20 protein-coding genes are annotated in these 19,887 nt (G+C 67.3%); 10 read left to right on the forward strand and 10 right to left on the reverse strand.

Annotated elements, in window-relative coordinates; translation table 11 throughout:
* Nucleotides 1-212: 212 nt before the first annotated feature.
* Together V6V88_RS05700 and V6V88_RS05705 are read right to left on the reverse strand one after the other, a co-directional pair.
* Nucleotides 213-1,901 carry a DUF6138 family protein gene (locus tag V6V88_RS05700; RefSeq protein ID WP_338618296.1) on the reverse strand — a complete coding sequence of 563 codons (1,689 nt, stop codon included), beginning with the start codon at nt 1,899-1,901 and terminating at the stop codon, nt 213-215.
* Between the two features lie 62 nt (nt 1,902-1,963).
* Nucleotides 1,964-2,923 (reverse strand): AraC family transcriptional regulator, encoded by a 960-nt coding sequence (locus V6V88_RS05705; RefSeq protein WP_338618298.1) that lies wholly within the window; start codon nt 2,921-2,923, stop codon nt 1,964-1,966.
* 176 nt (nt 2,924-3,099) lie between these two features.
* Between V6V88_RS05705 and V6V88_RS05710 the strand changes: the two genes are divergently transcribed.
* A complete protein-coding gene (locus tag V6V88_RS05710; RefSeq protein WP_338619551.1) occupies nt 3,100-3,834 on the forward strand; it encodes an SDR family oxidoreductase in 735 nt (244 codons plus the stop codon).
* Nucleotides 3,835-3,867: 33 nt separating this feature from the next.
* Here V6V88_RS05710 and V6V88_RS05715 read toward each other — a convergent pair whose 3' ends face one another.
* From V6V88_RS05715 to V6V88_RS05725, 3 genes are read right to left on the reverse strand one after another with little or no spacing between them, the layout of a single operon-like run.
* Nucleotides 3,868-4,938, reverse strand: a complete 1,071-nt coding sequence (locus tag V6V88_RS05715) for an ABC transporter substrate-binding protein (protein ID WP_338618300.1) — start codon at nt 4,936-4,938, stop codon at nt 3,868-3,870.
* Nucleotides 4,931-6,352 carry a sensor histidine kinase N-terminal domain-containing protein gene (locus V6V88_RS05720; RefSeq protein WP_338618305.1) on the reverse strand — a complete coding sequence of 474 codons (1,422 nt, stop codon included), beginning with the start codon at nt 6,350-6,352 and terminating at the stop codon, nt 4,931-4,933. Before V6V88_RS05720 ends, V6V88_RS05715 begins: the two co-directional genes overlap by 8 nt.
* A 15-nt stretch (nt 6,353-6,367) precedes the next feature.
* Nucleotides 6,368-7,072, reverse strand: a complete 705-nt coding sequence (locus V6V88_RS05725) for a response regulator transcription factor (RefSeq protein ID WP_056321624.1) — start codon at nt 7,070-7,072, stop codon at nt 6,368-6,370.
* Between the two features lie 119 nt (nt 7,073-7,191).
* Between V6V88_RS05725 and V6V88_RS05730 the strand changes: the two genes are divergently transcribed.
* Both V6V88_RS05730 and V6V88_RS05735 read left to right on the forward strand, forming a co-directional pair.
* Nucleotides 7,192-8,532, forward strand: coding sequence for a CitMHS family transporter (locus V6V88_RS05730; RefSeq protein WP_223574512.1), 1,341 nt, complete (start codon nt 7,192-7,194; stop codon nt 8,530-8,532).
* Between the two features lie 40 nt (nt 8,533-8,572).
* Nucleotides 8,573-9,313: an SDR family oxidoreductase gene (locus tag V6V88_RS05735; protein WP_056321629.1), complete on the forward strand. Its 741-nt coding sequence runs from the start codon at nt 8,573-8,575 to the stop codon at nt 9,311-9,313.
* A 27-nt stretch (nt 9,314-9,340) separates the two neighbouring features.
* Here the strand turns inward: V6V88_RS05735 and V6V88_RS05740 are convergent, their stop codons facing one another.
* Both V6V88_RS05740 and V6V88_RS05745 read right to left on the reverse strand, forming a co-directional pair.
* Nucleotides 9,341-10,309, reverse strand: a complete 969-nt coding sequence (locus V6V88_RS05740; protein ID WP_062840481.1) for a tripartite tricarboxylate transporter substrate binding protein — start codon at nt 10,307-10,309, stop codon at nt 9,341-9,343.
* Between the two features lie 41 nt (nt 10,310-10,350).
* Entirely contained in the window at nt 10,351-11,682 is a 1,332-nt protein-coding gene (locus V6V88_RS05745) for an arylsulfatase (protein WP_223574514.1), read from the reverse strand.
* 101 nt (nt 11,683-11,783) lie between these two features.
* Here V6V88_RS05745 and V6V88_RS05750 point away from each other — a divergent pair, with 101 nt between their 5' ends.
* Both V6V88_RS05750 and V6V88_RS05755 read left to right on the forward strand, forming a co-directional pair.
* On the forward strand, nt 11,784-12,686 hold the full coding sequence (locus tag V6V88_RS05750; RefSeq protein WP_338618315.1) for a LysR family transcriptional regulator: 903 nt from the start codon (nt 11,784-11,786) through the stop codon (nt 12,684-12,686).
* A gap of 77 nt (nt 12,687-12,763) precedes the next feature.
* Complete coding sequence (locus tag V6V88_RS05755; protein WP_062840484.1) at nt 12,764-13,117, forward strand: hypothetical protein; 354 nt, start codon at nt 12,764-12,766, stop codon at nt 13,115-13,117.
* Between the two features lie 35 nt (nt 13,118-13,152).
* On the opposite strand, the gene V6V88_RS05760 is transcribed toward V6V88_RS05755, so the two are convergent.
* The gene (locus V6V88_RS05760) at nt 13,153-13,587 is read right to left on the reverse strand and encodes a hypothetical protein (protein WP_062840485.1); all 435 of its coding nucleotides are present in this window, start codon (nt 13,585-13,587) and stop codon (nt 13,153-13,155) included.
* Between the two features lie 358 nt (nt 13,588-13,945).
* Between V6V88_RS05760 and V6V88_RS05765 the strand changes: the two genes are divergently transcribed.
* Nucleotides 13,946-14,149: a cold-shock protein gene (locus V6V88_RS05765; protein WP_108005367.1), complete on the forward strand. Its 204-nt coding sequence runs from the start codon at nt 13,946-13,948 to the stop codon at nt 14,147-14,149.
* 41 nt (nt 14,150-14,190) lie between these two features.
* Complete coding sequence (locus tag V6V88_RS05770) at nt 14,191-14,448, forward strand: hypothetical protein (protein WP_062840487.1); 258 nt, start codon at nt 14,191-14,193, stop codon at nt 14,446-14,448.
* 25 nt (nt 14,449-14,473) lie between these two features.
* On the opposite strand, the gene norR is transcribed toward V6V88_RS05770, so the two are convergent.
* The gene (gene norR, locus V6V88_RS05775) at nt 14,474-16,003 is read right to left on the reverse strand and encodes a nitric oxide reductase transcriptional regulator NorR (protein WP_338618322.1); all 1,530 of its coding nucleotides are present in this window, start codon (nt 16,001-16,003) and stop codon (nt 14,474-14,476) included.
* 151 nt (nt 16,004-16,154) lie between these two features.
* On the opposite strand from norR, the gene ytfE reads away from it, so the two are divergent.
* The 3 genes from ytfE (at nt 16,155) to V6V88_RS05790 (ending at nt 18,377) form a co-directional block, all read left to right on the forward strand.
* Nucleotides 16,155-16,826 carry an iron-sulfur cluster repair protein YtfE gene (gene ytfE, locus V6V88_RS05780; protein ID WP_056321654.1) on the forward strand — a complete coding sequence of 224 codons (672 nt, stop codon included), beginning with the start codon at nt 16,155-16,157 and terminating at the stop codon, nt 16,824-16,826.
* A 63-nt stretch (nt 16,827-16,889) separates the two neighbouring features.
* The gene (locus tag V6V88_RS05785) at nt 16,890-17,300 is read left to right on the forward strand and encodes a hemerythrin domain-containing protein (RefSeq protein ID WP_223574518.1); all 411 of its coding nucleotides are present in this window, start codon (nt 16,890-16,892) and stop codon (nt 17,298-17,300) included.
* A gap of 159 nt (nt 17,301-17,459) precedes the next feature.
* Entirely contained in the window at nt 17,460-18,377 is a 918-nt protein-coding gene (locus V6V88_RS05790; RefSeq protein WP_280001869.1) for a DUF808 domain-containing protein, read from the forward strand.
* Between the two features lie 47 nt (nt 18,378-18,424).
* Here V6V88_RS05790 and V6V88_RS05795 read toward each other — a convergent pair whose 3' ends face one another.
* Nucleotides 18,425-19,885: an efflux transporter outer membrane subunit gene (locus V6V88_RS05795; protein ID WP_223574522.1), complete on the reverse strand. Its 1,461-nt coding sequence runs from the start codon at nt 19,883-19,885 to the stop codon at nt 18,425-18,427.
* Nucleotides 19,886-19,887 lie beyond the last annotated feature (2 nt).

Here is a 19,887-nt window from a genome sequence, read left to right on the forward strand (position 1 = left end):
CAAGGGGGCGGCGCACCGCTGCTGCGGATCAAAGCGGCGGGCGCGCCGCGCATATCAGGTTGGCAATGGCGGTGGGCCCAGCGCCGATTATCGTCGCAAACTTGCGCGCAAGGCGCATTTTGCCGCGCATTTTCACGCGGCAAATGCCGCGTTGATGCGGCGATACCGGGCTAATTCAACCGCCTTGCGCAGACGCGCCCATGCCGTGCCGTCTAGCCTTCCAGCAGCCGCAGCAGCCGCGCCTTGTGCGGGCCGTCGGCCTTGCGCGCCAACGCGGCAAGTTTCTTGTCCGACCCGAAGAGCCGTTCGCGCACCGGGGCCCTGTCGTGCTCGGGCAGCTCGGCAAGCGCGGCGGCCAGCAGGTCCAGCGTCTCTGCGTCTTCGAGCGCAAATTTCGCGGGCAGCTTGAAGGCATCGGTGCAAACGCGCAGGCAGGCGATGGCGGTGGCCAGGGTGTCCGGCGTCAGGCCGTGCTGCTCGAGAAACACGGTGGTGTAGCGGTCCTGCACGGACTGGTGCTCGTCATCCACCAGGTCCATGTAGTGACGCAGCAGCGCAAAATGGCGGCGGCCGGCCAGCCCCAGGGCAAAGGCTGCATACGTGCCGGACAGACACGCCTTTTCGGCCTCCGCGTCGGCGTACCACTCGTAGGGTTGGATGGCGGCGTGCGCATAGGCCGCCAGTGCGTCGTGCGTCGCGGGGTGCTGCGCGGCGTTGGCAAAGAAGCGATGCGTGTCGGACTTGGCCAGGCCCTTGACGGGCAGATAGTGACGCGCCTGACTCTTTAACGCGACACGGTAGCCGGGCGGGAAACCCGCGCGCAGCAGGGCCGACAGGAAGTCCAGCGCCTGCACATAGGCTGCCGGCGATTCCTGCCGGATGGCGATGGTCACCGTGGCCAGCACGTCGTTGGCGGCGCAGTCCGCAAGGTCGGTCGACAGGCGCGTGAGCTCGGGCGCCAATGCGCCGCTGCCGCTGGCCAGCATCGCGCCGGCGCGCGCGCTGCCCAGGTCGCGGGCAAGCTCCAGAAACGTCAGGCCGGTAGGGCGCGCATAGCCGGGTTCGTGACGCAGGATCAGCGTGGCGGCGTAAAGCAGCAGGTCGATGCCGCGGTCGTCGGGATCCAGCGCGGCGCCAGGCTTGGGCGAGTAGGTGTTCTGGCGGAAGACGTCTTGCGAAACGTCGAAGTAGCGCGGTAGATATTGCGCCTCGGCCCAGCTGCGAAGCGCGTGAATGATCGAGCCGCGTTGTTCGGCCAGCGATTCCTGCCCTGCGTTCAGTGCCAGCAAGCGCGTGAAGACGGCGATCAGCCAGGAATGGTCCGGGTGCGGGAAAAGGCGCTCATCCAGCAGGTGGCGGCACAGCAGGCTGACGTGCAGGCGGTCGGTGGGATGGCTGCCGTTCAGCACCGCCTGGTCCACATATTGCGTCACGCGATCGCGCAGCGTCTGTTGCTTGACCGCGTCGGTGTGATCCACCAGCGTCAGGCGCAGCCGGCCCTCGGTGGTCGGGAACTGCGCGCGAAAACGGAAGTGGTGGTCAAGATGGGGCGTGCCGGCCAGCCGGGCGATGCGTTCGCGCACGGCCTCGCGCAGCACGGGCGCCAGCGACGTGTGCACCGCGTCGGGGCTGAGCGGCCCGTTGCGCCCTTCGGCATGCAGGCCGTCCTGGTCGTCGGGCTCCCAACTGGGCATGACGTCGAACACGATGCGCGAGGGCTCGTATTCCAGCAAGATCTCGCTGTGGATGCCGACCTGCAGCGGCGTGCGGGCCACGATGGCATCGATGTCGTCGCGCGCTTGCAGCGCGTCGAACCAGCGGTGGATGGCGGCCAGCGTTTCGTCCTGGATCGCTTGGGCGGTCTTGTGATGCAGGCCAATGGGGCGGGATACGTCGGACATCCTGAGGCGTGAAGATTGCGGCAATTGCGCCGAATGCTACACGATGCGGCGCAGCGCCCGTCTCAATGCCGGGACGCGAAATCTCCGATGGCGGCCGCGGGCGACAGCGCGAACGAGGCCTTCATGTCGCGCACTTCCTCGATGGGCGTGCGGCCGAAAAAGCGCTTGAACTCGCGGCTGAACTGCGAGGCACTCTCGTAACCCACGCGCGCCGAGGCCGACGCCGCCGTCAGGCCGTCGCGGATCATCATGAGCCGCGCGTGATGCAGGCGCGTGGACTTGATGTACTGGATCGGCGAGGTCTGCGTGACCGCCTTGAAATTGACATGGAAGGCCGGCACGCTCATGCCGGCTTCCTGCGCCAGGTGCGTCACGTCCAGCGGCTGGGAAAAGTCCGTATGGATGCGCCGCAGCGCCCGGGCGACGCGGCCGAAGCGGCCCGGGTGCGCCAGCGCGGCGCGCAGGGCGCCGCCTTGTGCGCCGGTGAGGACGCGAAAGCAGATCTCGCGCACGAGCGCCGGGCCCAGGATCTCGGCATCGAGCGGATTGCACAACGCACGCAGCAGTCGCACGGTGGCGTTGGCCAGTTCCATCGACAACGGGGTGGAAGCAATGCCCAGTGGCGCGTCGCCGGACTGGGCATCGCCCGAGCGCCCACCGGCAAGCGCGTCGATCGCCACCACCAGGTCCGCCACGGTCGTCAGGTCCATCCGGATGGACACGGCCAGCAAGGGCTCTTCGCGGCTGGCCTGCGTTTCGGTGGAAAAGGGCAGGGGAACGGACAGCACCAGATAGTGCTGCGCGTCGTACACGTAGACCTCATCGCCCAGGAAGCCGAGCTTGCGGCCCTGGCAGACGATGACGATGCCGGGCTCGTACAGGACCGGCGTGCGGCCGAGCGGGCGGTCCGAGCGCATGAAGCGCACCCCGTCCAGCGCGGACAGGCTGTAGCCCTCGTTGGGCGCCAGGCGTTCGATGAGGGCAATCATTTCGCGCGACTGCGGACTGGACGGCAGCGTCATGGGGGCATCCCGTGTTTCGGTTCCGGTGCGGCACATTCTACCGGCGTCGTCCCGGCGGGAACATGGCGGGCGATAGAAATAGGCAAGGGTGCGATAGACGCGGGTATTCGCGCTGGGCGGCCGGGTCCGTAGCATTTCAGTCACGGAAAACAACCTGGAGAACGACCATGACTTCGATGCAAGAACGGCAATCCAAAGTAGTGCTGATCACCGGCGCCAGCAGCGGGATCGGCGAGGCGGCGGCGCGGTTGCTGGCCGCCCAAGGCCACCGCGTGTATGTGGGCGCGCGGCGCACGGATCGGCTGGAAACGCTGGTGCAAGAGATTCGGGCAAGGGGCGGCACGGCGGCGTTTCGCGCGCTGGACGTCACATCCGCCGAAGACATGCAAGCCTTCGTGCGCGGTGCAGAGGCAGCTTTCGGGCAAGTGGACGTGATTGTCAACAACGCGGGCGTCATGCCGCTGTCGCCCTTGTCCTCGCTGAAGGTGGACGAGTGGGACCGCATGATCGACGTGAACATCCGCGGCGTGCTGCACGGCATCGCCGCGGTGCTGCCGGGCATGGAACGCCAGGGGCACGGCCAGGTGATCAACGTGTCTTCCATCGGCGGCCTGAGCGTGTCGCCGACGGCCGCTGTGTACTGCGCGACCAAATTCGCGGTGCGCGCGATTTCGGATGGCCTGCGCCAGGAGACCAGTAAGATCCGCGTGACGGTGGTCTGCCCCGGCGTCGTCGAATCCGAACTGGCCGACACCATCACCGACGACACCGCGCGCGTGGCGATGCAGTCGTTCCGCCGCGTCGCCCTGCACCCGGACGCCATCGCCCGCGCCATTGCCTACGCCATCGAACAACCGGACGACGTGGACGTCAGCGAAGTGGTGGTGCGCCCGACGGCCAGCCCGCATTGAACCTGCGGCCGCCGCACGCCATCGAGCGCGGCATCAGCGCGGCGGGAAGATCGCCGCGCGCCACAGGTCCAGGAAGTGGCGTTTCTTGAGCGGGTCCAGGTACACCAGCAGTCCCACGCCCAACGCCACCGGCCGGACGCCGGCCGCTGGCACGACCGACGCGCTGACCGGGCGCATGCCGGATTCCCGGGCCAGCGCGTCCTGGCCGCGCGCCGACAACAGGTAGTCCAGGAACAGCGCGCCCAGGTCGCCGCGCGGCGCCTGACGCGGAATGATGGCTGAACGCGACAGCATCAGCGTGTAGTCCTGCGGGTAGATGATCGCAAGCGGCGCGCCGTTGTCGATGCGGTGCCGCGTATAGGATTCCAGCAGGTTGTAGGCCAGCGTGACCTCGCCGCTTTCCAGCTTGTCCAGCGCATGTTCGGTGGACTCGTGGATGGACACGCCATTGCGGCCAAAGGCGGCAAGCAGGGCGCCGGCCATGCTGTCGAGCCGCGTGTCCTGCGTGGCCGCCAGATAGCCGATGCCGCTGCCCTGCACGTCGTACGTGGAGATGCGGCCGGCCAGCGGCTGGTCGGGCGCCTGCAGCAGCGACAGCAGTTCGCGGCGGGTGTGCGGCACGCGCGCGGCGTCAAGCTTCTGCGTGTTGTAGACCATGACGATGGGGTCGGTGCCGATGCTGAAGACCTCGTCGCGCCAGTTGGCCCAGCCGGGCAGGGCGCGCGTCTGCGGCGATAGGTGCATGCGCGCGTAGCCGTCGTTGACCAGCTTGGTCTGCAGGTCCATGGCGCTGCTTATGACGATGTCGGGCCCGGACGGAACGCCGGGCGACCTCGCTGCGCGGTCCACGGTCTCGCGGTAGAGATCCTGCGTGGATAGCTCGGTGTACTCCAGCCGCACGGAGGGGTTGAGCCGGCTGAAGTCTTCCAGCACGCCGCGAAACACCCGCACGCTGTTCGACGCATGCACGACCAGCACGTTGCTGCTGTCGGCGGGACCCAGGGTCAGGCCATTGCCGCTGACTTCGGCGGCGTGGCCGATCGCGGCCAGCGTCAGCGCGGCGCTTGCGGCCAGGCCGCGCAGGAAGGTCAGGGCGTCACGCATGACCGGGGCCTCCAGGCAACGTGATGACGGCGTCCAGCCCGCCGCCCACGCGGTTGCTCAGGCTGAGCGTGCCGCCGTGGATGTCTACGACGCGCTTGATGATCGACAGGCCCAGGCCAGCGCCGGGCGCGCGCGGATTGGGACCGCGCGCAAAGCGTTCGAAGGCGGTGTTGGCCAGCGCCGGCGGGATGCCCGGCCCCTCGTCGGCCACCGTGATGCGCCAGCCGCCGTCATGCCGTTCCAGGCGAACGTCGATGTGGCCGTCCTCGTTGGCGCCGTGGCGCAAGGCGTTGTCGATCAGATTCTTGAACGCTTCGCGCAGCATCAGGCTGTCGCCCTGCACGCGGGGCGTTTCGTCGCCAGGGGACGGCAGGTGCAGCCGGACGTCGGGCTGGGGATCGGCCTGCGGAACCGTGTCGTAGACGGCCTGGCTCAGCAGCTCGGCCACGTCGACGGGCTGGAACTGCCTGACGTTGCTGCGATGGATGACGCTGGCGTCGCTGAGCAGCTGGTTGACCAGCCGCGACAGCTTTTCGGCATTGCGCAGCACGGCCAACAAGCTGCGCCGCTGCTCGGCCGGATCGTCCTCGTCCAGCGCGACCTCCATCTGCGCATGCAGCGCGGCCAGCGGCGTGCGCAGCTGGTGCGCGGCTTCGGCAATGAACAGGCGCAGCGTGTCCAGGTTTTCCGACAGCCGGCCCATGAAGCCGTCCAGCGACTGGACCAGCATGTCCAGCTCTTCGGGCACCGGCGCGGCGATGGGATGCAGGTCCGACGCCGAGCGGGCGGCCAGCTCGCGCTCGACCCGCTGGATCGGCGAGAGCGACCGCTGCAATCCCCAATAGGCCAGCGCCAGCGCGGCGGCGGTAAAGCCGATCAGCGCCAGCGTGCCTTGCCACAGGATGCGTTCGGCCAGCGCATTGCGCGCTTCGCGGGTCTGGGCGACCTGGATGATCGCGGTTTCGGTCTCTTGCGGGCCCGCCACCTTGCGTTCCATCCACGCGACGCGCACCGGTTCGCCTTGGTATTCGGCCGCGTAAAGCTGCGGTTTGCTGGCGTCGGCGTTGCCGCGCGCGGACGGCGCGGGCAGGTCGCCGTAACCGGAAATCAGCGCGCCGCGCGCCGAGGCCACCCGGTAGAACACGCGATCGCGCGGCGCCTGCTCCAGCAGGGCAAGCGCCGCGTAGGGCATGTCCATCTGCCACTCGCCCTGCACGAGCTGCAGGCTGTCGGACATGGACAGCACGGACGCGCGCAGCAATTGATCGTAGGTGGTGTCGGCGGTCTGGTGCGCGTAGCCGCGCAGCAGCAGGTAGATCGCAGCCAGCCCGGCCGCGAACAGCATCCCCAGCACGGTCAGCAGCCGGCGGCGGACGGAAATGCGGCGGGGCTGCTCGGGGCGCGGCCGGATCATGGTGGCGCGGGACCGCTACGGTGACGGCGGGGTAGGGGGCTCGTCCTGCGCGCCGCCGGCGGCCGTCAGCAGGTAGCCGGTGCCGCGCTGCGTTTCGATGCGCAGCGGCGAGCCTTCCAGCTTGCGGCGCAGCCGCGCGATGTAGACCTCGATGGCGTTGGGCGCGGCGTCGTCATCGAAGGCGAACAGCTTGTTCGCGATTTCCGATTTGCTGACGGCGCGGTTCATGCCGGCCAGCAGGATTTCCAGCAGGCTGAATTCGCGCTTGGGCAGCTCGATGCGCCGGCCCGCCAGCGTCACCTGCCGCGCGGCGCTGTCGATGACCAGGTCGCCGAATCGCAGGACGCCCGTGGCCTGCGGACTGGGACGGCGCAGCAGCGCGCGGCAGCGGGCTTCCAGTTCGCGGAAATCGAAAGGCTTGGCAAGGTAGTCGTCCGCGCCGGTATCCAGCGCATGAACGCGGTCCTCGATGTCGATGCGCGCGGTCAGCGCAAGCACGGGCGTCTTGCTGCCGCGGTCGCGCAGCCGGTGCAGGATGTCAAAGCCCGACATGCGAGGCAGGCCGATGTCCAGGATGACCAGATCGAAGGTCTCGTATTGCAGGACGCCATCGGCGCTCAGGCCGTCATTCTGGCTGTCGACCGCGTGGCCAAGACGGCGCAGCCGGCGCACGAGTGCGTCGGAAAGATCCTCGTCGTCTTCGATTACCAGAATGCGCATGGCGCGATTGTCGCATAGCAAAAAACGACAGGTTCCAGACAGCTTTTCTTCCTAGTCTTGCGATCCTGCTTCCCCCGCCGGAGGCAGCACATAACAACGACTAGCTGGAGATAACCCTCATGCTTCTGACCCTGCTTGGCTTCGGCATGGTGATCACGTTCATGACGCTGATCATGACCAAGCGCCTTTCGCCGCTGGTCGCCCTCATCCTTGTCCCCATTATCTTTGCGCTGCTGGGCGGCTTTGGCGGCGGCATCGACAAGATGATGCTGGACGGCATCCGCAAAATCGCGCCGACCGGCGTGATGCTGATGTTCGCCATCCTGTATTTCGGCGTGATGATCGACGCGGGCCTGTTCGACCCCATCGTCGGCCGCATCCTGCGCGCGGTGAAGGGCGATCCGCTCAAGATCGTGGTGGGCACGACCGTGCTGGCGCTGGTGATCTCGCTCGACGGGGACGGGTCGACCACCTACATGATCGTGGTGGCATCGATGCTGCCGCTGTACCGGCGCCTGAAGATGAACGCGCTGTCCATGACCTGCCTGGCGATGCTGGCCAGCGGCGTCATGAACCTGACGCCGTGGGGCGGTCCGACGGCGCGGGCGGCCAGCGCCCTGCATGTGGACGCGGGCGACATCTTCGTGCCGCTGGTGCCGGTGATGGGCGTGGCGATCGTGGCCATCCTGATCCTGGCGTTCTTGCTGGGCCTGCGCGAGCGCCGCCGCCTTGGCGTGCTGTCGCTGCCCGCTGGCGCGTCCCTGCACGCCGGTTACGACGAGGACGGCCCCAAGAACCTGCCCGAGATCGAAGTGGATCACGACCTGCGCCGTCCGAAGCTGCTGTGGGTGAACGCGGGCCTGACGCTGGCGCTGATGGTGAGCCTGGTGCTGGGCGTGTTGCCGCTGCCCGTGCTGTTCATGATTGCGTTCGCGGTTGCGCTCATCATCAACTACCCGAACCTGGCCGAGCAGCGCCGCCGCGTGGCGCAGCATGCCGGCAACGTGCTGTCGGTGGTGTCGCTGATCTTCGCGGCGGGCATCTTCACCGGCATCCTGTCGGGCACCGGCATGGTCGAAGCCATGTCGCGGAGCCTGCTCGCCGTGATTCCCGACGCGCTGGGACCGTACCTGGCGGGCATCACCGCGCTGGTCAGCCTGCCGTTCACGTTCTTCATGTCCAACGACGCCTTCTACTTCGGCGTGCTGCCCATCCTGAGCGAAGCGGCGCAGGGCTACGGCATCTCGCCCGTGGAAATGGCGCGCGCCTCGCTGATCGGCCAGCCCGTCCACCTGCTCAGCCCGCTCGTGCCGTCGACCTACCTGCTCGTCGGCCTGGCCGGGGTGGAATTCGGCGATCACCAGCGCTATTCGCTCAAGTGGGCCACGATGGTCTGCCTGGTGATGCTGGCGGCCGCCCTCGCGTTCGGCCTGTTCCCGCTGGTCGGCGCCGCCGCCTGATTCCCGCGGCGCCTGCCGCACGACATTCAAAGGAAGCACCATGGCTTTGCGCATTGCGTACGTCACCAGCGGCATGGGCCATACCGGCACCGCGATCTGCCAGGCGCTGCACCGCGCCGGCCATCGCGTGGTGGCCGGCTGCGGTCCGCGCTCATCCCGCAAGGACCACTGGCTGAAGGAACAGAAGTCGCTGGGTTACGACTTCATCGCCTCGGAAGGCGACGCCACCGACTGGGCCTCGACCGAGGCCGCGTTCGCCAAGGTCCGCCGCGAGGTCGGCGAGATCGACGTGCTGGTCAACAACGCCGGCTCCATGCTGGACATGCGCTTTCGGCAGATGGGCCACGCCGACTGGTCGGCCGTTCTGCGCAGCAATCTGGACACGCTCTTTAACAGCACCAAGCAGGTCGTCGACAGCATGGCGGACCGAGGCTGGGGGCGGATCATCAACATCGGCTCGGTGGCGGCCGAAAAAGGCCAGATCGGCCAGATCAACTACGCGACCGCCAAGGGCGCGGTCATCGGCTTCACCCGTTCGCTCGCGCAGGAAGTCGCGGCGCGCGGCGTGACGGTGAACCTGGTGTCGCCGGGTTTCATCGCCGACGACACCGTCCGCGCCTTCCCGCCCGCGCTGCTGGACCGCATCGTCGAAAGCGTGCCGGTCGGCAGGTTGGGCACCGCGCAGGATCTGGCCGGGCTGTGCGCGTGGCTGGCCTCGGACGAGGCGGCGTTCGTCACCGGCGCCAACTACGCCATCAATGGCGGCGTGTACATGAGCTGATGCCCAGCCCGGCAGTTCGCCAGCCCCTTAGTTCGCCAGTTTCACCGCGCCGCTGTCGAGCAGGGCCTTCCACTTGGCGTTGTCCGCCTGGATGAACTTCAGCAGGTCTTCCCGCGAGCCGCCGCCGGCCAGCATGCCGGCGTTGTCGACCGCCGCCTTGAACGCGGGCGTGGCGACCGCGGCGCGCAGTGCTGCGTTGATGGGTTCAAGCTGGTCGCTCGTGATGGCATTGCTGGCCGCCACCGAAAACCATTGCGTCGCGGCGTAGCCCTTGAAGCCCGATTCCTCCACCGTGGGCACGTCGGGCAGGCTGTCCAGGCGATAGGGCGTCGTCACGGCGTAAGCCTTCAGTGCGCCGGACTTGATCTGCGGCATGACCGGCGCGGATCCCAGGATGGCCAGCGGGATCTGTCCGCCGGCAACGTCCGCCACCGCCTGGCCGCCGCCCTTGTACGGCACATGCACGATGCGGGTGCCGGCGTATTGATTCAGCAACTCGCCCGCCAGGTTCTGCGAGGTGCCGTTGCCCGAGCTGCCATAGCTCCAGGCTTCGGGCTGACGGCGGGCATCGGCCAGCACGTCCTGCAGGCTTTTCTTGGCGTTGCGGGCGGGGCCGACGATGACCATTGGGCCTTGCGCCATCAGCATCACGGGGGCCAGCTCGCGGCCGATGTCGGGTTGCGGCGTCGGGTAGATGAGCGGGCCCGGCACGGTGATCAGATAGCCGTCGGCGGCCTTGCTGCGCGCAACCAGCTGAAGCGCGATCGCCCCCGACGCGCCGGGACGGTTTTCCACGATGACATTCAGGCCGGTCTGGCGCGCCAGTTCCTGCGCCGCGATCCGGGTCAGCACGTCCGCCGTGCCGCCGGGCACGAAGCCCACCACCCACGTGATCTGCTTGGCAGGCCATTGAGAATTGCTGTCGGCCGCCGTGGCGGCCGCGGCGGGCAGGGCGATGCTCAGGAGCATCGCGCAGCATTGGATAGCGAATTTCATGTTTTCCCCTTGATTTCTGCTATCGGTGATTCGTCTTGCACTCAGCCGGGATCCCGCTTGCCGGGCGGCGTGTTCGGATGTTCGGCGCACGACTGGTTGAACGCCTGCACCATTTTCAGGATGGGGCCGAGCACCCACGTATTGAAGATGAGAATGTCGCTTTCCTCCTTGGGGTCCTGAATCAGATTGAACAGATACGGGGATTCCAGTTTGCCCTTGCCCTCGTTGACCTCGGGCTCCCAGTAGAAGTGCAGCTTCCAGTCGCGCCATTTCACGGCGCGCAGGTCGCCCTTGATGTAGAACAGGAATCCCTCGCGCAGCGATTTCGGGCTGGCGCCGGTAAAGAAGTCGGTCTGGTCGATGCCGTCGATGGGCCGGTCCTGCGGAATGCTGGCGCCGCCGATGCGGGACAGCGTGGTGTACAGATCCGTCACGTGGACCATCTCGTTGGACACCTGTCCCGGCTGCACGCGGCCGGGCCAGCGGATGATGAAGGGCACGCGCAGGCTGCCTTCCATGGCGGTATGGTAGGTGCCGCTCCAGGGGCCCGCCGTGCCGCGGTACGGCTTGCGGTATTCAGGGCCGTTGTCGCTGCAGAAGATGAACACGGTGTTCTCGCGCAGGTTCAGCGCGTCCACGGCCTGCACGATCTGGCCGACGCGGTGGTCCATTTCGACCATCGAGTCCGCAAAGTCGCCCGCGCCCGTGCGTCCGGCAAAGTCGGGGTGCGGCAGAGTTGGAAAGTGCAGATGCACCAGCGGCAGATACAGGAAGAACGGGCGCGCCGCCTCGGCGTGCTTGCGCATGAAACCGATGGACCGGTCCACCAGTTCGGCGTCGATGCCGCGCCGCGTATCCAGATCGTAGACCTTGACGTTCTCCGACGGCCCGCCGGCTTCGCCTTGCATGATGTGCGGAATGTCCGCCACCGAGGGATCGAAGCCGATCGACGACGTGAACTGGCTTTCGTCGGTGGTGCGAGGGATGCCGTACCACTCGTCAAAGCCGCGGTCGCTGGGATAGCGGCCGGGGATGTCGCCCAGATGCCATTTGCCGAAATGCGCGGTGGCGTAGCCCTGGCCCGACAGTTGTTGCGCCAGCGTGATCTCGTCGCGCGTAAGCCCTTGCGGCAGGCCGGGCGGCACGGATTGCAGGCAGCCCGTGCGGATGGGGTGACGGCCGCTCATCAGCGCCGAGCGCGTGGGCACGCAGTCGCTTTCCACGTTGAAGTTCTGCAGCAGCAGGCCCTCGGCGGCCAGCCGGTCGATGTTCGGGGTGGGTGCGCCGCGCAGGGCGCCGCCGCCGTAGCAGCCAAGTTCGCCCCATCCCAGATTGTCGGCCACGATCAAGACGATGTTCGGCTTGTGTTCCATTGTGCTCTCGCCTCGGTAAATGCTCGGGTTGATCCCAGGATTCTAGGAGGGCAGGGTGGCCGTTATATTCCCGAAAGTACGCAAATGAATGAACTTTGGTTATGAATCTGTCGCTGCGGGATATCGAGTACTTCCTGGCCGCCGTCGAGTACGGCAACCTGGAACGCGCCGCGGCGTCGTTTGGCGTCAGCCAGCCGGCGCTGTCGAAGTCGCTGCAGCGGCTGGAGGCCGATACGGGTCTTGCGTTGCTGGACCGCAGTGGCCGGGGGCTGCGCCTGACGTCGGCCGGACTGGTGTTCCTGGAACATGCCAGGCGGCTCTGGGCCGAATACCTGGACGCCATGCGTCACGCGGCGGAACTGCGCGTGGGGCAGGCGGGATTGCTGCGCGTGGGGGTAACGGGCGCCACCGTCGACAGCGTGGCGATGCCCGCGATGCGGCACCTGCTGCCGCGCCGGCCGGCGCTGCGGGTGCAGTTGACGCAGGGGTTATCCGATGACCTGAACGAGCAGGTCGCCAGCGGAAAGCTGGACCTGGCGGTGACGCCCATTTATGCGGACGTGCCGTCGACCCTGCACCATGAACCGATCATGGAAGACCGCCTTTGCGTGGCGGCCAGCCGCCATCATCCGCTGGCCACGCGCCGCAAGTTGGCGTTGCGCGATCTGGCGGACCTGCGGTGGATTCTTCCCAAGCCTTCCTCGATTGCCCGCAAGGCCCTGGATTCGCGGTACGCGGAAAGCAACCTGCCGTTGCCCGCCGCGGCGCTGGAAGTCGAGCACTTTTCCAAGGGCACGCTGGCGTTGCTGGCGCAGACGGACCTGCTGGCGCTGCTGCCGCAAAGCGCGCTGGAGGCTGAGGCGGACGTCGTCGCGCTGCCTGTGGCGCTGGGCCGGCCGCTGCCGCGCGCCATTGCGCTGATTTCGCGGCAGGGGACCGCCTGGTCGCCGTTGATGCACGAGTTCCGGCGCGCCATCCTGGATTGCGCAGCGGGCTTGGGCTGAGCACGGCGGCTGGGGCGCAATGGCGGGTTTCGGCTATGCCACAATGGTCCGCTTTCAATTCATCAGGAGCGGGGCACATGGCTGGAACGTCATTGCGGGTTGCGGCGGGCGTGGGATTGCTGTCGCTGGCGGCGCTTGCCGCGTGCGGCAAGAAAGAGGCCTATCCGCCCGAGGTCCAGCGCGAGACCTATAGCTCGTGCGTCGCGGGCTTCAAGTCCCGGGTCCAGGCCTCGCCGGAAGTCGACGCGAAGGCCGCCAGTTATTGCAATTGCATGGTCGACGGTTTGCAGAAATCCGTGCCGTATGAAGAATTCAAGCAGCTGGACCAGCTGCTGGCGACCAAAAGCGCAACGCCGGACAGCGAAAGGCTGAGCAAGAACGTGACCGAGGTGGTCAATGCCTGCTTGAAGCGCGAGATGCCCAAGGGCTGATGGCTGCTGCCGCGTGCGGGCGCGCGGCAAATGCGCTAGCGCGCGAATTTCATCGACACATCCGTGTGCGTGCCCCGGTCCAGATCTGCGCCCAGCGGCCTGTCCCATGCGGGCAGGACCTGCAGTTCCTGGCTGACTTCCCCGGCCTCGATGCGCCGCGCAATGTCGTCAAGCAACTGCGTGCGCGTGGCGAACCCCCTGCCTTGCAGGTCCCGGGCAAAGAGCCGGTACCGGAGATTGGGTTCGGCGCCTTTCATCACGCCCAGATCCAGGATTTGGCCTTGTTCGTTGCGCAATAGCAGATGACCAGGGCGGGCGTAGATGCGGTAGATCCGCCAGGGCGATGAAATCGCGGCGTGGCGCGGATCGCGTTCCGATACGGCAGGGCCACGGGACGGGGGCGGCGCTGGGGGAAGGCGCTTCACGCACGCTTTGGCGAATCGGGCGATGGACCTGCCGATCAGGCTCACGTGGCGTCAGCGGTCAACGCGGTGACTTGGCCTGGGCGCGGGATGGGCGGGACGTTCTGGCGATGGTTGATCACGGCTTGCTCCTCATGGCGATACGGCGAGGCAACGCGCGTTTCAAGCACCACGCGGCCAGCATACGCGCTTTTCGCGGCCGTCCCCTGGATTGAGTTGATTGGTTACGCAATAAGCACAAAGCGCGTTGACTTCCCCCGGCCGGGCACCCATAGTGGTCCAGAAGCTTTTCGAGCATCGTGATTTTCGTCCGGTCTTGCACCCTTTGCGGGGCGCCTCATTGTTCGCGATCCTTTCCTTGACAGGCCTCGCTACGCGGCCTGTCCGCATTTAAAGGAAAGCGTCAATGGAAACCGGAATTGTGAAGTGGTTCAACGATGCCAAGGGATTTGGCTTCATCATGCCCGAGAACGGCGGCAAGGATTTGTTTGCCCACTTCTCGCAGATCGTCAGCGACGGACACAAAGTGCTCCTGGAAAACCAGCGGGTCAGCTATGTGACCGCGCAAGGCGCCAAGGGCCCTCACGCGACGCAGATCCGCGCGCTGTGAGTGGCGGGCCGCAAGGCCTGCCGCCAAACATTGGAGGTCCCATGTATCAGAACAATATGGTCTACAAGGGCTATCGGCTTACCGCCAGCGTCTCCCGGGTTTCCGTCGGGAGCGCGCATCGGCCGGCCTTCACCGCCACCGTGGCAGTGGAACTGGCGGGTGATCAGGACCGGCTTGGCGAGCCCCATGCCGTGCCGCTTTTCGTTGCCGGCGGGTTTGTTGCCACGCCCGGAATGGCGGTCGACGCCGCGATCACCCACGGTCGTCTGGTGGTCGATTCGCACGCCCGGATTGCTTGATTTGCGCCGAACGCGGCGCCACGCTTCAGCCCTTTAACCCCAGCCGCCGCGCCAGCTTGTGCAGGTTGCTCGGGTCCACATCCAGCGCGCGCGCGGCGACGGCCCAATTGCCGTCGTGGGCGTCCAGCGCCCGGCGGATGACCTGCCGCTGACAGGCGTCCACTGCGTCGCGTAGCGACTGCGCCGGCGCATCCGGAACAGGTGTGTCATCCGCGTCGTCTTCCAGCGCGCCGGGCATATCGCCGTCGGACAGGTCCAGCAGCTTGGCGCCCAGCGTGACGATTTCGTTGCGGCTGGCGCCGTGGCTGACCGCCTTGATGGCCGCCCGGCTGATGACGTGTTCAAGTTCGCGCACGTTGCCGGGCCAGCGGTAGCGGCGCATCATTTCCTCGGCCTCCGGCGACAGCCGCAGGCTGCGCAGCCCGAGGCGCGCGCGGTTCAGTTCCAGGTAGCGGCCGGCCAGCAGCAGGATGTCGTTGCCGCGATCGCGCAGGGGCGGGATGGGAATCGGATAGACCGACAGCCGGTGGTAGAGGTCGGCGCGGAAATCACCCGCGCGCACCAGGTCGCGCAGGCTGCGGTTGGTGGCCGCCACGATGCGCACGTCCACCGTCCGCGGACGGTCGTCGCCCAGGCGCTGGATCTCGCCGTTCTGCAGGGTGCGCAGCAGCTTGGCCTGCACCAGCAGCGGCAGTTCGCCAACTTCATCCAGAAACAGCGTGCCGCCGTTGGCAGCTTCAAAGCGGCCGGGCCGGTCGGCCACCGCGCCGGAAAACGCGCCCTTTGCGTGGCCGAACAATTCGCTTTCGGCCAGGGACTCGGGCAGCGCGGCGCAGTTCACGTGCACCAGCGGCCGGTCGCGGCGGCGCGACAGCCCGTGCACCCGGCGCGCAAACAATTCCTTGCCCACGCCCGTCTCGCCCAGCAGCAGAATCGGCAATTCCGAATCGGCGACGACTTCGATCTCGTGCAGCAGGCGGGCAATGGACTCGCTCTGGCCCAGGATCTCGCTGGCGGCGGGTGCGGCGCTGTCCGCCGGCGCCTGCCCGCGCGCCACGCGCAGGGCGCGGATCTCGGCCTCCAGGCGGGTGGTGCGCAGCGCGGCTTCGAGCAGCACGATGTAGTCGCGCAGATCGGCCTGCGCCTCCATGTCGAACGTGCCGACCTCCAGCGCGTCCAGCGTCAGCACACCCCAGGTCTTGCCTTCGATGTGCAGGCTGGTGCCCATGCAGTCGTGCACGGGCAGCGGTTCGCCGGCCATGCCGTTGATGAGTCCGTCGTAGGGATCGGGCAGGGTGCTGTCGTGGTGAAAGCAGGTGACGCCGCGCCGCGCCAGGATGGCCGCCAGCCGCGGATGCTGCTGCACGGCGAAGCGGCGGCCCAGGGCGTCCTGCGTCAGGCCGTCCACCGCGATGGGACGCAGGTGATCTTCTTCGAGCTGCAGCAGCGCGACGGCGCCGCAGCGGAAATGCGTTCGAAGGCTGGAGACCAGACGCTGTAGACGAATGGCGGGTGGCAGGTCCGCGACGAGGTCGGCAAGCAGGAGACTTTGCATGGGTGAATTCTACCGTTGCAAGGTGAATAGAACCCTACCGCTATAGGGTGATATCTACCCTTTAAAACGCAGGTGATTGATAAATCGCAAGTTTTTCCTGGCACGGTTTTCGCAAGTAGAGAGGCACCGTCATGATCTATGGAGAGACGCGATGAGCATGGTTGAGCAATCCCTGGGCCAATTGGCCCGCAGCATTCCCGGCGCCACCCAGGTGTTTCACGAATTCGAACTGGACTTCTGCTGTGGCGGCAAGAAAAGCCTGGCCGAGGCGGCAGCCCAGCGTTCGCTGGATCCCGCGCAGATCGAGGCGCGCCTGGTCGCCCTGGCGCAGAACCCCTCGCAGGAAACGGACTGGGGGCTCGCTTCACCGGCCGAGCTGGTCGATCACATCCTGGCGCGGTACCACGAGGTCCACCGCCAGCAACTGCCGGAACTCATCCGCCTGGCCCTGAAGGTGGAACAGGTCCACGCCGACAGCCCGGACTGCCCGGCGGGCCTGGCCGATCACCTGCGCGCCATGCAGCAGGAACTGGAAAGCCACATGCAGAAAGAGGAACAGGTGCTGTTCCCGATGCTGGCGCGCGGCCACGGCGCCATGGCCACCATGCCGATCATGGTCATGCGCACGGAACACGACGACCACGGCGTGGCGCTCGAACGCCTGATGGCGCTGACCAACAACGTGACCCTGCCGCGTGCGGCCTGCAATACCTGGCGCGCGCTTTACCTGGGCATTCGCCAGTTCAAGGAAGACCTGATGGCGCACATCCACCTGGAAAACAACATCCTCTTCGAGAACGCAGGAGCGCGCGCGCCGGCCTGACGGCGCGTGCGGCAAGGAAGGGCGGGGCCTGCCGGCCCCGCGGCATCAGCAGGGAAGGTCCGTATGAACATCGACAAATTCAAGCAGCAGCACGTGGATATCCTTGAAGGCATCGCGTCGCTGCGCAAGCTGGCCCTTGCCGGCGTGGCGCGCAACGCGGCCGAGATCGCCCAGGGCATCGTCACCATGAGCGCCACCATCAAACTGCATCTGGCAGTCGAGGACCGCGCGCTGTATCCCGCAGTGGCGCGCAGCGCGGACGCCGACCTGGCGCGAAAGGGACGCGAATTCCAGGAAGAGATGGACGCCATCGCCGCCGCCTACGAAGGCTTTGCCAAGCGTTGGAACAATGCCCGCAGCCTTGAACTGGACGAGCGGGGTTTTCGCGACGACGCCAACACCGTGCTGCGCCGGGTGTACGAGCGCATGCAGCGCGAAAACCGCGATCTCTATCCCCGCATCGAGGCGATGTAGCGCCAGACCCGCCAGACGCTTCAGACGCGGCGGTGCGCACGGCGCACAACCCGCCCCGATCCGGACACAAACGGAATGAAAACCGACAGCTCGGTTGCATGAATCCGCCGGCCGCCGCCTGTACACTCGGAGCACCTTATTGGGCGCCTGGGGATCTTGATGGCCGGAAGCAGCTTTTTCGCGTTGTTCGACGATATCGCCACCATCCTGGATGACGTTTCCGTCATGACGAAGGTGGCCGCCAAGAAGACGGCGGGTGTGCTGGGCGACGACCTGGCGCTCAACGCCCAGCAGGTCAGCGGCGTGCCCGTCAACCGCGAGCTTCCCGTCGTCTGGGCGGTGGCCAAGGGCTCCTTCATCAACAAGCTGATCCTGGTGCCCGCGGCGCTGCTCATCAGCGCCTTCGCGCCCTGGGCGATCACGCCGCTCCTGATGCTGGGCGGCGCCTTTCTTTGCTACGAAGGCGTCGAGAAGCTGGCGCACAAGTTCCTGGCGCATGGCGAATCCCCGGAAGGGCATCACGCCGCGCTCTCCGAGGCGCTGCAGAACCGGTCGGTCGACATGGTCGCGTTCGAGAAGACCAAGATCAAAGGCGCGGTGCGCACCGACTTCATCCTGTCGGCGGAAATCATCGTCATCAGCCTGGGCGCGGTGGCGGGCGCCGACTTCACACGGCAGGTCGCGGTGCTGTCCATCATTGCCATTGCGATGACGGTGGGCGTCTACGGCCTGGTCGCGGGCATCGTCAAGCTCGATGACCTGGGCTTGCACCTGAGCCAGAATTCGTCGCGCGCGGTGGCCTGGCTGGGCGAGCGGATCGTGGGCGCGGCGCCTTACCTGATGAAGACCCTGTCCGTGGTCGGCACGGCCGCCATGTTCATGGTCGGCGGCGCCATCCTGACCCACGGCATTCCCCCCGTGCACGCGGCCATCGAACATGCCGCCGCCGCGGTGGGCGGGGGCGGCGTCGTGCACGCGCTGGTGTCCACGTTGCTCAATGCCCTGTTCGGCATCGTCGCCGGCGCGGTCGTGCTGGGCGCGGTGAGTCTGGTCAAGCGCCTGTTCAAGAAAGGCTGATGCGCCAGCTGGTCCCGGCGCGCCACAAAGACCGGCGCGCGGGATCGCTACCTTTGCGGTGCGGCGGCGACCGGCGACCCCATTGCCTGGAACAGCGCCGCCGTTTCCGTCATGCGGCTGTTGGCGTATTCCAGTTCGCGCAGGCGCGCAGCGACGTAATGCTGCTCGGCGGCGTATTGGGTGTAAGGCGCCAGCGCGCCCAACTTCACCCGGCTGGCCGTGTTCCGATAGGACTGTTCGGCCGCGCGCCGCGAGGCTTCCGCCGACGCCAGCGCCTGTCCGCCCGCATCCAGGCGCGAGAGCGTGTCGGCCACATCACGAAACGCGGTCAGCACGGTCTGCTTGTATTGCAGGACGGCGGCCTCGTACCGTTCTTTCGCGGCGCTGCGTTCGGCCAGCAATTGCCCGCCATGGAAGATCGGCTGCGTCAGCGACGCGCCAATGGCCCAGATCGAACCGCCCCCTGACAAGGCGTCGGCCCAAGAGAACCCGCCCTTGCCCATGGACGCCGACAGCGACAGGCTGGGAAACATCTGCGCGGTGGCCAGGCCCACGTCGGCCGCGGCGGCCTCAAGCGCCGCTTCGGCGACCCGGATGTCCGGCCGCGAGGCCAGCAGTTCCGACGGCACCACCACGGGCACCGCCTCGGGCACGGCCAGCGTGTCGAAGGCCAGGTCGGCGGGCGCCTGGTCCGGACTGCGGCCCAGCAGCACGGCCAGCGCGTGACGCGTGGCATGCCACTGCGCGCGCAGCCCGGGCAAGGACGCCTCCAGCGTGGCGGCGTCCTGGTCGGCGGCCAGCGCATCGTTCTGCGAGGCAGAGCCGTATTCATAGCGGCGTTGCGTGTCATGCGCCACCTGCCGCAGCAGCACCGCCTGCTTTTCCGTCAGCGCCACGCGTTCGGCCAGCGCGGCCGAGGTGATCGCACCGGTGACGATGTTGGCCGCGAGCGAGCGCCGGGCAGCTTCAAGCTGATAGGCCTGCTGCGCGACCTGCGCCGCCAGCGAGGTGTTGGCAAAGCGCGCCGCGCCAAAGAGGTCCAGGTTGTAGCTGGCCTGCACCTGTCCCGTGAAGACGTTAAAGAGCGCCGTGGGTTCGGGCAGTTCGGGCATCGTCAGCGCGCGGTTGCGCGTGGCGCTGGCGCCCGCGTCCACCGAAGGCAGCAACGAGGAATTGACCTGCCCGCGCAATTGCTCGCGCGCGCCGGCCAGGTTGCGTTCGGCGGCGGCCAGGTCGGGGCTGTTGGCCAGGCCTTCCTCGACGAGTGCGTTCAGCGCCTCGGAGCCGTAGCGCTTCCACCACTGCGGCACGGGGTGCGCGCCGCGCTCGAAGCGTTGCGCCACGCCCTGGGCGGTGGCGCCCGCGGGGGGCGCGGCCTCGACGCCATATTGCGCGGGTTGCGCCATGGCGGGCGGCTTGCTGTCCGGCGCGAAGGCGCAGCCGCCCAGTGCCAGCATCAGCGGCAGCGCCGCAAACCGGACGCGTTGGAAAGTGAAGGGGATGCGCATGG

The sequence above is a fragment of the Achromobacter sp. E1 genome, from assembly GCF_037039475.1.
Taxonomy (GTDB): domain Bacteria; phylum Pseudomonadota; class Gammaproteobacteria; order Burkholderiales; family Burkholderiaceae_B; genus Achromobacter; species Achromobacter mucicolens.